Consider the following 15,813-nt stretch of genomic DNA (forward strand, 5'->3'; position numbering starts at 1 on the left):
TCACTCTAGGGCGGAAGTCAGCGGGATGGCAGGATGTCTTGGAATGAACGCTTACACAGCGACGACGATGCTCACCGTCTTGCGCATGCAGCCTTCGCGCTACAGCCAGCACGCCACTTCTCGCTCGAGATTGCTGAAGCAGACGACGTGCCAGCGAGCACCTCTTGGCTGGATGCACCGCCGCTGCGCATAAATCCTCGCCTGCGCGAGTATGGAGAAGCCGCACCGCGTGGCGCACTGGCGAAAGTGCGGGATCGTAGCCGAGATCGTGCGCTGATGGCTCAGCAATTAGCGGAGGAATCGCGTCAGGTCGAAGCCGCGCGCCGGAGATTGGCGACCGGCAGCCCGACTCGCCTATCGGAGCTGGGTGAGCTTGATGTGCATGCTTTCGGCCTCTTTCTAGGATTGCTTGGCGAGGCACTGGCTGAACAACAGGACCCGAACAGCCCTGTCGAGCGCCAAACGGGCGACGGTCTGCTGCATATTCGACTGGAACCTCTGGCTGGAAACAGCCGCGCCCAAATCTGCACGGCCGCCGGCGTATTCTCCGGCCGGGATCATCTGCTGACGATCCGGCTCACCGAGGACAGATCATGAGCATACCCTCGTCCCGCCGTGGCATCCGACATGTCGGAGAAACACAGAAGGCGCAGCAACAAGACGAATTCCGCCGGGCTCTGCGCAGCCTGCTGATGTGCCCGCTCATGCCGCCAGGGCACGCGGACTTCCCCGCCGTACGTCGCCAAGCCGAGCGCCTGCGCGAGTGGTTCGCCCGCGAGACCGGCTGGCCGCTGCATGTGGACCGCGAGGGTGCCCGCCTGTTCAAGCGCCCGGCCGACCTATCCGCCCGGACCCGCGGCCTGCCGGACTATGACCGACGTCGCTATGTACTGCTGAGTTTGGCTGCTGCAGTGCTGGAGCGAGCCGACCCGCAGATCACCCTACGACAAATCGGCGAACGGATCGTACAACAAGCCGCCGACCCGGCATTGCAGACATTGAGTTTCGCCTTCACCTTGCACGGCGCTGCCGAAAGGCGCGAGCTGGTCATGGTGTGCCGTACCCTCCTGGCTCACGGCGTTCTCGAACGTGTCGCTGGCGAGGAAGAGAGTTACGTACAGGACGGCAGCGGGCCACAGTCCGACGCGCTCTACGACATCCACCGGCGCTTGCTGGCCGGCCTGCTGGCGGCGGTGCGCGGGCCCTCGACCTGGAGCACAGAGGAGACTCCGGGAAATACCGAGGCGCGGCTGCATGCACTGGTGGCCGGCTTTACAGCGGACAGTGAGCAAGGCAGGCGCGACGCCATACGCCACCACCTGGCGCGACGCCTGCTCGACGATCCGGTGCTGTATACCGACAGCCTGGATGAAGAGACGCGCAGCTATTTCCTCAATCAGCGGGGTGTTCTCGCCAACCGCCTGTGTGAAGCCACCGGACTGGTTGCCGAACAACGTGCCGAAGGCTTGGCCCTGATCGACGAGAGCGGGCAATTAACGGATGTAGCCATGCCCGCCGAGGGCACTGAGGCTCATGTAACGCTGCTGGTAGCGGAGTACCTAGCTCGGCGTTTGCGGGATAAACGTGCCCCATTGCGAGCGACCGAAAGCGAGATTGCCCTGTTCCTGCGCGAGGCCGCTGGGCGATATGGCCGCTACTGGCGCAAATCGGCACGCGCACCAGGCGCCGAACATGAGCTGGCGGAAATCGCCATCGTTCGCCTAAGTCGTCTGGGCCTAATGCTGCGTGATATGCATGGCGTACATCCGTTGCCCGCCATTGCCCGTTTCTCCCTCGGACAGACCGAGGTGCGCAACGCCCAGGGCGCCGAAACCCTGTTTCTAACCGAGTCCGACGCATGACCAACGACCTATTCGTCACCTCCCTTCGCCCCGCGCTACCCGAGCCTCTGCGCGAACGCTGGCAGCCCCTGCGTCTTGGCCTCGTCGAACTGTTCCACTACGACAGCGAGGAGTTCTGGTTCCACGATGGCCATTTACTGCTGCGCGGCAATAACGGCACCGGGAAATCCAAGGTGCTGTCGCTGACCTTACCGTTGCTGCTGGACGCACAATTGCGCTCGTCGCGCGTCGAGCCCGACGGCGATAGCGGCAAGAAGATGGCCTGGAACCTCCTGGTCGGCAGCTATCCCCGTCGGATCGGCTACAGCTGGATCGAGTTCGGCCGGCGCGAGCGCGATGGCCGCCCCCGCTACCTGACCCTGGGGGTCGGTTTGTCGGCAGTCGATGGCCGGGCTCAGGTAGAAAGCTGGTTTTTCATCGTCGAGGGTGACGGCGCGACACTAGACCCACGTATCGGCGAAGATCTCTGGCTTACCACTGCCGAGCGCCAGGTTCTTACCCGCGAACGCTTGCGCGATGCACTTGGCGGACGCGGCCAACTATTCGAAAACCATCAGCTGTATCGCCGTGCGGTGGACGAGCGCCTGTTCCAGCTAGGCACACGGCGCTATGACGCGCTGATGGATACCCTGATCCAGCTGCGCCAGCCACAACTGTCGAAGAAACCCGACGAAACCGGCCTGTCCAATGCCCTGAGCGAGTCGCTGCCACCGCTACCACCCGAGCTGCTGGGTGATGTGGCCGAGGCGCTCAACCAGTTGGAGGAAGACCGTATTCAATTGGAGGAAACGCGCCTACTGGAGCAAACCGTCACCCAGTTCGAACGGCGCTACCGCATCTACACCGGCATGTTGGCGCGGCGCCAGGCACGCGAGTTGCGTCAGGCTCAAACCCACTTCGACAACGCCAGCGAGGCCCGCAATCAGGCGCAGGCTGAACGCGCCAGCGCACAGCGCGCGCAGGATGAGGCTTTTACTGAGCACGAGGCGGCGAAGCTGAAGTACTCAGCCGCTCGAGAGCTGGTGGATACGCTGCAGAGCGACCCCGCCAACCAGGACGCCAACCGCCTGGCCCAGGAGGAACGCAACGCCGCCGAACGGCAACAGGCAGCTCACACGGCAAGCCGACAGCGCGATGAAACGCATAGCAAACTCACTAGCGAAGTAGCACTGAGCCAGCGACGGATCGCTGCGGCCACCCAGGCCCGCGATGAGCTGGACAAGGCGCGTGCTCGCACGCGGGACGCGGGCGAAGCGCTCGCCATGACAGCGGACCTTGCGCTTAACCCGTTGCTCAGCCTTGAAGCCGAAGCGCTGGCGACACATCCGCCCGAGTATAGGGCCGCTGAAGAAGCCCTGCGCGAGCTGGTGCGGAATCGGCGCCAGGACATCGCCCATCTGCGTCTGCGTCATGCAGAGGTCAGCCAGCGCCAGGCGGTACTGGGGGACAAGCAAGAACACGTTCGAACCATTCGCGGGGAAATGGACGTAGCGCTGGCGCAACGCGAGCAGGCCGACGAACGCTCCGAACAAGCAGGTAGCGCGTTGCTCGAGGCCTGGTCCGAGCACTGCAGCAGCCTCGTCCAGCTGCGCTTCGAGGCTGAGCAGCCCTTGCTGCGACTGGCCGAGTGGGCGGCCAAGCCGGAAGGCGACAACCCGGCGCAAGTGGCACTGGAGAACGCCTGGCAGACCACGCTGCACCGACACGCAACCCAACAGGCTGAACTGGACGCCAACCTCGCCAACCTGGACAAGCAGCGCGCCGATATCGAGGACGAGCGCAGCCGCCTGGCCGCCGGCGAAGATGCGCTGCCCGCCGAGCCGCCCACCCGGGCCAGTGGTGTGCGTTTGCAACGGCAGGGCGCGCCGCTCTGGCACCTGGTGGATTTCCACCCGAGCCTGGATGCCGCGCAACGGGCAGGACTGGAAGCCGCCCTGGAAGCCAGCGGCCTGCTTGACGCCTGGCTGTCGCCAAATGGGCGATTGAGCGATAGCGACGGTACGCCGCTGCTCGATAGCAGCTGGCACCAGCGCGAGCCAGTGAACGGTGCCGACCTGAACGCTGCGCTGATCCCCGCATTGCCCGAGGCCTGCCCGATCGCACCAGAAACGCTGACTGCGCTGTTGGCGGGCGTGGCTTACGGCACGCAGGAGCCGAGCGATGCCGAAGCCTGGCTATCGCCTGATGGTCGCTATCGTCTGGGGCCCCTGGCCGGCGCCTGGCAAAAAACCGAGGCAGGATACATCGGCCGCAGCGCACGGGAACTGGCGCGACAACGACGGCTGGAAGCACTCGCCACCCTCCTCGCCGAACTCGACATGGCGCAAGCCAAGCTCGAACGACAATACGAAGCCCTGAGCGCCGATCGCAGCCAAGCCGAACGGGAACGGCAATGCGTCCCTTCCGAGCGCCCACTGCGCGATGCGATTGCTGCCGCGCTGCAGGCCGCCCGTGATGTCGACCGGACCCGGCAACTGCTGTCTCAGGCCGAAGCACGCAGCCAGGAAGCCAAAGACGCATGGCAATCGGCACGCGAGCAGTTAAGCCACGACGCGACCGATCTGCGCCTGCCAGACGACCCCGAGCTGCTACCGGCAACCGAAGAGGCCTTGGAGCACTTCGCCAACGCCCAGGCGCATCTGGTCCAGGCGTCTCGCGAGTGGCAGCGGGCATGGCCTGATCAGCGCCAGCAGCAACGGCGCGAAGACGAAGCGCGCAGGCTGCTGGAACAGGCCGAGGGGACCCTGATGGTCGCCGACGAGCAGGCCGAACAGGCCCGGGTCCGCTTCGAGACGCTACGCCAGTCCATCGGCCAACAGGTGGACGAGTTGCTGGCCAAACTGGCCACCGCGCTCGCCGGACGTACCCAGGCCGAGCAGGAAGCCGAAACACGCCGCACGGCGCTGGGCGAAGCGGAAAAGCGGCTGGCGGTGACCACGGCTCACGTCGAACGCACCGAGCAGACGCTGAGCGAGCGTAGCGACGAACGCGCTACGGCCGTAGAGCGCCTTCGCCATTTCAGCGCCAGCGGCCTGCTGGCCGCCGCATTGCCGGAGCTGCAATTGCCTGAGCATTGGAGCATCGACCCGGCGCTGAACCTGGCCCGCCGCATCGAACAGGCGCTGGTTGACCTCGCCGATGACGAGGCTACCTGGACCCGTGTACAAAAACACATCGCCGAAGACTTGAGCGAACTGCAGCGCGGGCTGAGCGCCTTGAACCACCAGGCCATCTCGGAACCCAACGACTGGGGCATCACCGTCACTATCCAGTTCCAGAACCGTGCCGAGCGTCCCGATACCCTCGCGCTAGTGTTGGCGGAGGATATTGCCCAGCGCAGCGAGCTGTTGTCGGCGCGCGAGCGCGAAGTGTTGGAAAATCACCTGCAGGCGGAGATCGCAGCCGAGCTCCAGCGCCTGATGCGGGCTGCCGACGACCGCGTCAAGGCGATAAACCACGAATTGCACAAGCGCCCAACTACCACTGGCGTACGCTACCGCCTGCTATGGGAGCCGCTATCCGTCGAGGACGGCGCACCGGCGGGCCTGGAGGCCGCCCGCAAGAGCCTGCTCAATACCAGCGCCGACCTCTGGTCGACCGAGGACCGGCACGCGGTGGGTACCATGCTGCAACAGCAGATCGCCGCCGAACGCGCCCTGGCCGATGCCGACAGCGCAGGTAGAAGTCTTCTCGATCAACTCGCCCACGCGTTGGACTATCGCTATTGGCATCGTTTCCGCATCCAGCGTCAGCAAGATGGTCAATGGCGCAAGCTGTCTGGACCGGCCTCCAGCGGCGAACGCGCGCTAGGCCTGACCGTCCCCTTGTTCGCCGCCATCGCCAGTTTCTACGGCCACGGCGGCAGCCCTCTGGCGCCACGCTTGATGCTGCTGGACGAAGCCTTCGCCGGTATCGACGATACCGCCCGGGCCCACTGCATGGGCCTGGTGCGGGAATTCGACCTGGACTTCGTCATCACCAGCGAGCGGGAGTGGGCCTGTTATGCGGAGCTACCTGGCGTGTCGATCTGCCAGTTGCAGCGTCGCGAAGGTATCGATGCGGTGTTCGTCTCGCGCTGGACTTGGGATGGACGGGCTAAGCGACTCGAAGAAGATCCTGATCGCAGGTTTCCCTTGGCATGAAGACCAGCCCCGACTTACGCCTACAGCGCCTGCTCGGCGGGCCAACACTAGCCGCCCTGCGCCAGCGCCTGCGCCGCCGTTTTGAACTCGCCGATGTCGAGCAGTCGCTATCCTCAGTTCACTTGAGCAACCTTGCCGCGGAAGAGTACTCAGCTCTTTGCCAACTGACCGGTCGCCCCTCGCGAATAGCGCGCTCGATGACGCTGGACATTGCCGAGCTCGATGCACGACTGCGTGAGGCTGGGCTAGCCAACTCGCTAGAGGATGCTCTGGAGAGGCTGGATGGCCCTATCGTTGCGAAAGCCAGCCTGCGTAAAAGGCTATCTGCACAATGGTCGGCCCTGACAACCTCGGCGTCGGACGAAGGCAGCCCTATCCTCCGCGCCTGGCTGCAAAATACAGCAACCTCCATACCCCTGCTCAAGCGTCTTGGGCGCGATCCCGCGGGCGCTAATCAGCTACTGTTAGCGACTGATACTGTGCTCCGCCGTCTGCCCGAGGAGGGACTGCCTCGCTCGCAACTTGCAGCCGAAACGCTGGGCGATGCCCATGCGCTGGATACCGGCCGTCCTGTAGCGACCCTGGTACTGTCGGCGTGGCGCCTGCACGAGCGCACGGGCGGCTCTCAAGAAGATGAGGCAACAACCGAGACTGGCGGTGGCACCGAAGAGCGTGTTCGGGAGGTCTGGTCGGGGGCGGGAGTTCTCGTCAACGAGCTGGCCCGCCCTGCTCTCTTTCTTAACTTGCCTGCGCTGCCAGACACAGCCCACACCTGGCTGCCTGGCGAGCCCGCCTACCTCTCACTGCGGCAATTGGTTCGCAAGCCGTATTCCTGGGCAGTAGACGGACGGAATGTGTACGTATGTGAAAACCCGAACATTGTAGCCATCGTCGCCGACCGTCTAGGTGCCGATAGTGCTCCATTAGTCTGCACCGATGGCATGCCCGCCGCCGCGCAGCGAATTCTACTCGACCAGTTGGCCGCCGCCGGCGCGCGCATACACTACCACGGCGACTATGACTGGCCAGGGATCGGCATCGGCAATCACGTCATGCGTACTTGGCAGGCAGTCCCTTGGCGATTCGGCTGCAGAGACTACCTTGAGGCTGTGATGGTAGCGCCGGCGCGCCCACGCGATTTGGACATCAACTGTGTCGAGGCACTATGGGACAAAGAGCTGCACACCGCTATGGACACCCACGGGCTCGCCATTCCAGAGGAAGCGGTCTTCAGCACTCTCTTAGGCGATCTGAGGCATGGGGAGAAATAATCCGCCCGATCATCAACAGACCATCTAAGGCCAGACGGCAAACCGGAAGCGACTAGGGCAATCAATCGGGAGCAAACATGCGAATCGAGAAGGTTAGGGTCGAGGGATTTCGACTCCTCCAGGATGTTGAGATCATGCTGGAAGGAAATTCCACAGTAATCGTAGGGCGCAACAATAGCGGGAAGACATCGTTTACCGACATTTTTGATCGATTCACCGGGGAGACCGGAGCGCGATTTCGTCTGGAAGACTTTTCGCTCCACCAACGCGAGCGGTTCTTCAATGCAAAGACGCTGAGAGAAAAGACGGCAAAGCCAGAGGACGTACTCGCAGCACTCCCGACGCTCTCTCTTACTCTAACCTTCCGCTATGACAGCAACTCCCCGAATTTAGGGCCTCTTGCACCTTTCGTTATTGACCTGGACGTAGACTCCACCACAGCCATTGTACGCGTCGAGTACCGAGCTACGCTGGCAACCCTCCACACTCTGCTCGATGTACCTGCAGAGCCAGAAGGTGTCGAGCCAAGAACACACTTCTTCCGCTCATTGCGCGACACGTTGCCCAAGGCATACAACATCCATGTGTTCGCCATTGACCCCACGGACGATACCAACCGGCGTGACTTTGAGGGTACGGCCGCACTAGCGGCTTTACTGCAGTGCAATTTCGTTCGCGCACAAAGAGCTCTCGACCATGCGAAGCATGGCGACGCCGATGTCATTGGCAAACTGCTCAGCGCGCTATTCAAGACTGCTTCCGCACCAACGGCCGCAGCAGGAGATCAGGAGCTGGCGGCAAAGCTGAAGGCGTCAGTCGAAGACATCGAACGCGATATTCAAGGTAACTTCGATGAGATGCTGAGGAGGCTACTACCGGCCATGGAAGTGCTGGGCTTTCCAAGCCTCAACGATACCGAACTTCGGCCCGAGACATCATTGAATGTTGAGGCCCTGCTGTCGGATCACACAAAGGTGGTCTACACCGGCACAGACGGGGTACATCTTCCGGAAGGCTACAACGGCCTCGGCACTCGCAATCTGATCTACATGTTGTTGCAGCTCGAAAGCTACCACAAGGCCTACCGAGCCAAGGCAACCCGCCCAACCACACATCTAATCTTCGTCGAAGAACCTGAGGCTCATTTGCATCCGCAGATGCAAGAAGTTTTCATCAGTCAACTGAATGCCGCCATTAGAAAGCTGTCGGCGAGCTACCCCGAAGAGGCTGCGTGGAACGTTCAGTTTGTCATCATCACAACGCATTCTCCGCATGTTGCAAATGCCGCATCGTTTGAAGCAGTACGGTATTTCCTAAATGAGTCACCGAGCCAGGCAAACGCTCGTCAGACCAAGGTTAAAGATTTCAAGAAGGGCATGGGCAGTATCTCTCCCGACGACCAGAACTTCCTGCACCAGTACATGACGTTGACCAAGTGCGATCTGTACTTTGCGGACAAGGCCATTATGGTCGAGGGGACGACGGAGCGGCTGCTGATGCCTCGGCTGTGCGAATTGGTTGATAGGTCGCTCGACGACAAGCACAAGCTGGCCAGACAGTACGTGACCTGCGTCGAGGTCGGCGGAGCTTATGCGCACATCTTCTATCCACTCCTCGACTTTCTCGAACTCAAGACCTTGGTCGTCACCGACCTGGATTCAACCAAACCGGTGGAAAAGCAGAACAAGAAAGGAAAAACGATTACGACCTGGGACAAGTGCCCTGTGGCTGAAGGTGAGCGAACGTCGAACGCGGCTATCAAAGAATGGTTTCGTCCCGAAGATACCGAGGGAAAGAATGACTGGCAAATCACTCCTGCCGAGCTTGTTGCCAAGACTGCCGAAGAGAAGCAAAGCGGTTACCGTCGCATTGCCTATCAGATTGCAGAGAAGCCTGGTACGAACGTATGCGCCCGCAGCTATGAAGACGCGCTCGTCCTAGCAAACCCGGATCGATTTGAGTGGCCAAAGGAACAGGACGAGGCCACTGAAGCGTGGGAGATCGCCCAGGGGCTCGCGAAAGCGGATACGGCCTTGCGGTTCGCCATTCGCGAGAAAGAATGGGTGGTACCCCGCTATATCCAGGAAGGCCTGGCATGGCTTTCCGAACCCCCTCCTCCACCCGCACAGAACGTGGAAGCGCCAGTTAAGGAGGAGGCAGTATGACTAAACCTGACGAGAATCCCGCACTCATCGCTGCACAAGAGGCTCAAAGAAAGATCAATGAGGCCCTTGATGCGGGTCTCAGCTTTCGCCTTGAAGCTGGTGCCGGCGCAGGCAAGACGTATTCCCTGGTCGCCGCGCTGAAGCGATTGATTGCCGAGCGAGGCCCAGCCTTAGTTCGAGCGGGGCAAAAGGTAGCCTGCATCACCTACACCGAAGTTGCCCGTAATGAGATTGCCCAAGAGATTGAGGATCATCCCGCCATTCTGGTCAATACCATCCACGGCTTCTCGTGGGCATTCCTACGCCAGTTTCAGAAGGCGCTACGTGACCTCGTGGGGGAAATGGAGGATAGGAAAGAGAAAGTCGAACAAGGCGGAGGTATCGGCTCAAAGCCCGTGGGTTACGACCTGGGATTCTTCGGCGTCGACATGGACAGAGTCACGCTGAGTCACGACGACATCCCGGAGATGATGGCCAAGCTTCTGCAGAAGGAAAAATTTCGACGAATCTTGACCCAGCAGTTTCCAGTGATTTTTATCGACGAGTATCAAGATACCCATCGCCAATTCATGGAAGCGATTACCGAGCACTTCTTAAAGCTCGCCACCGGGCCCCTCGTTGGTCTATTTGGAGACCACTGGCAAACCATTTATCGAAGTGAATACGAGCTCGCGGAGTATCCGATCAAAGAAATTGCCAAAGGCTCCAACTTTCGGTCGGTTCCCGCTATCGTAGATGTACTGAATAAGCTGCGCCCTGAACTACACCAAGCCGTTCACGACCCCGAGGCAAAGGGCGAGGCGCGCTTCTTTCACACCAACGCTTACAAGGGTCAACGGACAAGTGACAGGCATTCCAAAGAGGATCTGCCACCTGATCTGGCCCGAAGCACTCGGGAAAATTTGATGCAACGGCTGCAAGCCGAGGGCTGGGACCTGAGCAGGACGAAGGTACTGATGCTTACCCACAACGTCCTAGCAGCTGAGCAGGGCTATCCCAACCTCGCAGAGGTATTCAGCGGCCGTAACGATCTGTTCGCAAAAAAGGAAGACCCGGCGATCAAGTTCTTTGCAGAAGTCGTTGAACCCATATGTGCAGCCTACGGCGCATCTCGCTACGGCGATATGTTCAGGGCATACGGCTCCGGTCCTGCGATAACCAAACATGAAGACAAAGCCAGTTGGCGTCGCGACATGGATGCCCTCCAGAAGCTACGTGCAGAAGGTACGATCGGACAGGTCGTTGACCATCTAAAAGTGACAAGACGCCCATCGCCACCAGACCGCGTATTGCGGCGTGACGAAGAACTCATAGCACTAAACGGCGACCCAATACCTGAGAATGCATCCGCACTTATTCGCTACAGCAAGCTGCGGGACATTCGTTACGAAGAGGTCGTTGAGGTGGTCAAATTCATCGAAAAGCAGACCTCCTTTGCCACGCAACATAGCGTGAAGGGCGCCGAGTTTGAGAACGTTCTTGTAGTGTTGGGAGGCGGGTGGAACCACTACAACTGGCCACAATTACTCGAGCTAATTGAAACAAATGCATTGAATGCAAAGAATACGAAGGGCTTCTATCGTGCTCGAAATCTCTTTTATGTATCCATATCCCGACCTATGACGCGACTCGCCGTGCTGGCTACTCAGACCATGCCGGATAAGGCTCTCGCAGCGGTGAACCGCCTTTTTGGGGAAGACAACGTAGAAGTGCTTGCTATCCAAACCTGAAGCGGTGTATCGAGCAACCATGTCGGCGCTACTACGTCCGCAAACTGTTAGCATCAATGAATCGCATTGGTCTCGTAGGGGCTTTCAAGCTCGTAATGAGGCCCGCCAGGAGGTGCCAAGAAAGCGATCAGCGTTACCACGAATAATTCCAGATCGAAGCGGTCAATCAAATTGACGAGCGCGGTTTGCGCATTGCAGATTCATGCACAACCTATACGCCTGGGGGAAGCGCTACAGCAAGCTCCGAGCTGCGTTCTGCCGTAGGCCAGGGAATTACTTTTCTTCAACAGAGTCGTACAGTGGCTGTCTCTGAGCGAAACTTACGTGCCCCAGTCAAAGCAACTGATGCCTGAGCGTTTCCGGCTTAAAAGGGGAAATCGCTATCAAAGCCAGGGCCAGGGGCAAAAAACCGCTCTTATGCGCTAGGGGGATTCAGTCGGGCTATCCACTGAATACCCAAACCGACAGGCGGAAATAAATCACCTTCAGCCGTCAGCGACCTCAGACCTACGATCCCAGTCTCGCTGATCATTGAGGGCTAAGGCGTCCGCACGCATTCGAGCAGGCACTGTATCTCTCACCTTTGAAAAGTCAGCATCGCTTGCAGGCTTAACCTTAACCGCTTCTGCACGTCCAAATCTTTTATCGCCATAGCGGCTAATCGAATCGGTAGCCTGGTGCCCCATGACGTATGCCATTTCTATTGCGGACATGCCTGAGGCTTTCAAATTCGCTCCAAATTGATGACGAAGCGTATACATGCTCGGCACTTTTCTTCTACCAAATAGCTCAATCGCCACTTGATGAAGCGCGACTCGTATTGAGTCCATACTGCGGGGCTGACATTTGAAAGCAGCGAGAGCATCTCTCAAGATGCTACAAACGCCATCTTCAGCCTCAAGCGTTCGGCTAGCGCCGCGTAAACCGTTGTGGCTAAGCTTTGCACCGGATATATGGATGCGCCGGCCATCGATGGAAATGCCGTTAAGCTCGCATGGTCTCGCTCCGGTAAGAGATATCACCATTAAAGCTCCCGCTTCGACAGGCATATCTCGTTCAGCCAGACACCGTAGCCACGCCTCGAAATCAGCCGTAGAAAGCTTCTGCGGACGTGGCTGCTTTTTCTTTCGCGGCAAATTTAACACAGTGACCGGATTGAGCGTCCGGTTGATTTCTTGGGCAGCCCAGAAATTGCCTCGATGCTTTTGATCAAACGCCAGAGCGTTACGTAAGCGCCGGTAATAATCCGGGCGGTAATCGGGGGCAGCCCGAAGCAAAGCACCAATAATATTGAGCTCATCAAGCTCAACGCCCTGCATCCGAGTCGCATAGAAGTTACTGGCCAAACTAATGTAGGCGCTTTGAGTATCTGCATTCATACCATTCTTCTTATTATTATTATTTTGCGTGACACATGCCACACAACCAATTATTGCAAATAAGAAAAACAAAAAACAACACCCAGAACATTATTATTTATATAACGGAAAATCCAAAGACCGCCAAATCCAAATCCCTGTTTTTCTATATCATACCTTGGACATTGGTTCGTTGGCCAAGGGCGAACCGAAGTCGGCTCGTTTGCAGTGGTTTAACTTTCATCGACTATTGGTCGAGCATTCACGCGATCGACATTGAGCTAAACGCCTCCAATGCTCAAGATAGGGCCATTGGCGCTTATGGACGCTCTTCGCTAGCACCTGCATGTTGCGCTCGCCGATTCGTGGCATTTTACCGCAGGTGAATGGCGAGCTAGTATTCGATGCCATGCATGGCTAGCTCGCTCTGAACTCAAGCCATAGCGCCCTAAAAGGAATTATCAGTACTCAGTAAGCGGGGTGCCGCGAGAGATTGTCCTAATCATAGATCCCACTCGCCAAGGCGTTGCGGGCCGCAACACCGAGCAGCACAGTGACGAATGAGAGGTGTGTTATGTGCAGTCGTTACGAAGCCCCTACCCCAGAGCGTCTCCAAGAAGAGTTTGGTGTCGAGTTCGACGCTCAGGAGAAGCTCGAATTGTGGCCAGGTTATGCCGGGCCGTTCCTGCGCAAGCCTCGCAATGTCGACCCGTACGATGACGCCGTGTTGCCATTTGAAGCTGAGGTGGGAGTGTTTGGGCTCCTGCCCTTCTGGGCCGACAAAAAGCTGGCACGGTCCACCTACAACGCCCGTTCTGAGACGGCCTCGGTCAAGCGGTCATTCAGGGAGGCATGGAAGAAGGCACAGCACTGCATCATCCCTGCGGTGGCGATCTATGAGCCCGACTGGCGAACAGGCAAGGCTATTCCTACTCGAATTTCCCGTGCCGATGGGCGGCTGCTAGGGATAGCGGGCCTATGGGAGGAGAGGAAAACTGCTGCAGGTGATAGGGAGCTGTCGTTCTCAATGCTGACGGTGAATGCCGATGACCATGCGCTGATGCGCAACTTCCATCGCCCGGGGCATGAGAAGCGCATGGTGGTGGTGCTCCCTCAGGCGCTGTACCAGGACTGGCTGACAGCTCCCGCTGAAATCAGCAGTGAGTTCATGACCCAGTATCCAGCCGATAGGCTGGTTGCCTATCCCCAGCTTTGAGTTGACGCCAAGTACAATAAAACCTCTTGCCTCTTGTTGAATCACAGTTCAATGTTGGCCTGCTGCCGATAGCTTGGCAGCGCCGCGGCCAGATAGAGATCACTATGACTGGAAAAATTATGTCTGACGGCGAGGCCGATAGGCCGGCACGCATGACTCCTGCCGAGTTCAAGGCTGCTTATAAGAGCAAAGGTTGGACAGGCAGGCTGCTCGCTGAGCGGTGGAGCTACTCAGTAGCTTGGATCAGCAAAGTGGGTAACGATCCCGAGCGTGATCAGATTTGGGATGATGCAATCCGCGGGTTACCGTCCGTCAAGTAATTGAACCACAGTTCAATTATTGTGTTGCCATAAGTTGAACTGTAGTTCAATGTCGCGCATGCAAACATATCCGTTAGAGGATCTAGCATGTACGACAGCTCCCGCGATTCCAGCTCTGCTCACCTGAAACGCACCCTGTACCATTTCCATTTCTGCTGCGGCCTTGGGGGTGGGGCTCGAGGGTTCAATAGAGCGCGCCCCGTTGTCGGGAATGTAGAGGCCCAATGGGAGTGTCTTGGAGGTGTAGACGTAGACCCAGCTGGGCTCCGTGACTTCGAGCGACTAGCTGGCGTTCCCGGCACCCTGTTAGACCTCTTTACCCGCGAGCAATACACCCGTTTCCATGGCCAGCAACCGCCTGCTGGCTGGACCGAGGCGACTGCCGAGGACATACGCCGCGCCGCGCAGAATCTGCGCCCCGACGCCGTATTCATCAGTTCGCCATGCAAGGGCGCCAGTGGGCTGCTGTCCGAGGCCACCAGCAAAACGCCCAAGTATCAGGCCCTTAACGAACGGGGAATTCAACCTCAAGCTCAACCGGCCACCGGAGCCCTGGATCAAGGACTTGGTGTTCCAACAAGCTGCCGGCTCGCTGCGGGTGATCACACCTCGCCAGCTAGATACCGAGAAAAGGGGTTTGGGGAGCAATGGAACCAAAAACCAACGTAAGCCCTACCACCTGCGCTCGGTGCCTTCTTCCCAGGCATCCGCCTCAATAAAGCAGTTGCGCATGTCGGCTTCCTGGCTGATCTCGGTGAGCAGGTCGTGCACGGTCTTGTCCAGCTCGTCGTCGCTCCGATACGAAATGGCCAACTCGTAGTGGCCGGTCTCTGGCCGCTTCATGCCGGCTCTCTTTGTCCATGATAGCCGTACGCAAACCAACAGGAGTTGTCCCATGCAGACGTTCCACATCCAGAACATGACTTGCGGCGGCTGCGTCCGAGGCGTCACGCGCGCCATCCAGTCCGTCGACCCGGCTGCGCGGGTTCACGCCGATGTTCCTGCCCGACGGGTGCAGGTCGTCTCCGACCAGCCCCGTGAGATCGTCGAGGCCACACTGACCAAGTCCGGCTACCAGGCGGTTTGGATCGCTCCGTGAAGCACCGCCTGGCGGCCTCGTTCAGGCCTCGTTGATCGTCAGGGTCAAGCGACCAGGTTCTCGGCCAGTGCGGTCGTCGGACGAAGCCGTTCTTGAACTGACCGGCCCGACCACTCAGTTGCAGGTACTCGGGTGGTCGGGCGGGGAGGGTCGATTGCGCCGCCACGACCATCCTCTCTCGATCTCGATTTGAAGTGCGACGCTCAAAAAGGTTCGGATCAGCACGATCAGCGCAAGGATCGCGACGCCCTGCAGCGAGGGATCGATCGTAACGGTTCGGATGATGTCGGCGGCCACGAGAAATTCCAGGCCCAGTACGATCGCGCCGCCGAGCTCCTGCCGCAGGGAGTGATATCGCGCCTTCAGTTCGAACCCCTTGTGGATGAAGGCGAATCGGCCGCAAGCCAACACGCTGCCCAGGGTGATGACCCCGACGCCGAACAACTCGAATCCCGCGACCGCGATCCCGATCGCCACATGTGGCAAATCAGCGCTCATCGGCATATCCGGTCAATGGTGATCATAGATCCCCACACCCCGGATGTCGTTCCATGAAGTGGTCTGGTGGCAGAGATAGCACTGCTCAGGTTCCGCATTCCTGACACCCGCTATCGGCTTGGACATCATTCCGAAGTGCTCCTTGTAGTGGC

The 15,813-nt window shown here is 59.2% G+C and carries 11 protein-coding genes and 1 pseudogene; 9 read left to right on the forward strand and 3 right to left on the reverse strand.

The window, feature by feature from the left end; all coding sequences use genetic code 11:
* Positions 1-33 precede the first annotated feature (33 nt).
* The 6 genes from RT582_RS21715 (at position 34) to RT582_RS21740 (ending at position 11,170) form a co-directional block, all read left to right on the forward strand.
* Positions 34-597, forward strand: a complete 564-nt coding sequence (locus RT582_RS21715; RefSeq protein ID WP_313479969.1) for a TIGR02677 family protein — start codon at positions 34-36, stop codon at positions 595-597.
* Positions 594-1,862, forward strand: coding sequence for a TIGR02678 family protein (locus tag RT582_RS21720; protein ID WP_313479971.1), 1,269 nt, complete (start codon positions 594-596; stop codon positions 1,860-1,862). The genes RT582_RS21715 and RT582_RS21720 overlap by 4 nt, the downstream gene beginning before the upstream one ends.
* Entirely contained in the window at positions 1,859-6,004 is a 4,146-nt protein-coding gene (locus tag RT582_RS21725) for a TIGR02680 family protein (protein ID WP_313479973.1), read from the forward strand. The genes RT582_RS21720 and RT582_RS21725 overlap by 4 nt, the downstream gene beginning before the upstream one ends.
* On the forward strand, positions 6,001-7,275 hold the full coding sequence (locus RT582_RS21730) for a TIGR02679 family protein (RefSeq protein WP_313479975.1): 1,275 nt from the start codon (positions 6,001-6,003) through the stop codon (positions 7,273-7,275). Before RT582_RS21725 ends, RT582_RS21730 begins: the two co-directional genes overlap by 4 nt.
* Before the next feature lie 77 nt (positions 7,276-7,352).
* The gene (locus RT582_RS21735; protein ID WP_313479977.1) at positions 7,353-9,440 is read left to right on the forward strand and encodes an ATP-dependent nuclease; all 2,088 of its coding nucleotides are present in this window, start codon (positions 7,353-7,355) and stop codon (positions 9,438-9,440) included.
* Positions 9,437-11,170: a UvrD-helicase domain-containing protein gene (locus tag RT582_RS21740; RefSeq protein WP_313479979.1), complete on the forward strand. Its 1,734-nt coding sequence runs from the start codon at positions 9,437-9,439 to the stop codon at positions 11,168-11,170. Before RT582_RS21735 ends, RT582_RS21740 begins: the two co-directional genes overlap by 4 nt.
* Positions 11,171-11,655: 485 nt before the next feature.
* Here RT582_RS21740 and RT582_RS21745 read toward each other — a convergent pair whose 3' ends face one another.
* On the reverse strand, positions 11,656-12,621 hold the full coding sequence (locus RT582_RS21745; protein ID WP_313479981.1) for a site-specific integrase: 966 nt from the start codon (positions 12,619-12,621) through the stop codon (positions 11,656-11,658).
* Between the two features lie 481 nt (positions 12,622-13,102).
* Here RT582_RS21745 and RT582_RS21750 point away from each other — a divergent pair, with 481 nt between their 5' ends.
* Entirely contained in the window at positions 13,103-13,744 is a 642-nt protein-coding gene (locus RT582_RS21750) for an SOS response-associated peptidase (RefSeq protein WP_017246258.1), read from the forward strand.
* Between the two features lie 407 nt (positions 13,745-14,151).
* A pseudogene (locus RT582_RS21755) lies at positions 14,152-14,577 on the forward strand (DNA cytosine methyltransferase); the annotation flags it as partial.
* Between the two features lie 159 nt (positions 14,578-14,736).
* On the opposite strand, the gene RT582_RS21760 reads toward RT582_RS21755, so the two are convergent.
* Positions 14,737-14,907 carry a hypothetical protein gene (locus RT582_RS21760; protein WP_224742961.1) on the reverse strand — a complete coding sequence of 57 codons (171 nt, stop codon included), beginning with the start codon at positions 14,905-14,907 and terminating at the stop codon, positions 14,737-14,739.
* 52 nt (positions 14,908-14,959) lie between these two features.
* On the opposite strand from RT582_RS21760, the gene RT582_RS21765 reads away from it, so the two are divergent.
* Complete coding sequence (locus RT582_RS21765) at positions 14,960-15,163, forward strand: heavy-metal-associated domain-containing protein (RefSeq protein ID WP_014159574.1); 204 nt, start codon at positions 14,960-14,962, stop codon at positions 15,161-15,163.
* Positions 15,164-15,277: 114 nt separating this feature from the next.
* Here the strand turns inward: RT582_RS21765 and RT582_RS21770 are convergent, their stop codons facing one another.
* The gene (locus RT582_RS21770) at positions 15,278-15,661 is read right to left on the reverse strand and encodes a DUF1622 domain-containing protein (RefSeq protein WP_046622686.1); all 384 of its coding nucleotides are present in this window, start codon (positions 15,659-15,661) and stop codon (positions 15,278-15,280) included.
* Between the last annotated feature and the right edge of the window lie 152 nt (positions 15,662-15,813).

This window comes from Stutzerimonas kunmingensis, assembly GCF_032106285.1.
Taxonomy (GTDB): Bacteria; Pseudomonadota; Gammaproteobacteria; order Pseudomonadales; family Pseudomonadaceae; genus Stutzerimonas; species Stutzerimonas kunmingensis_B.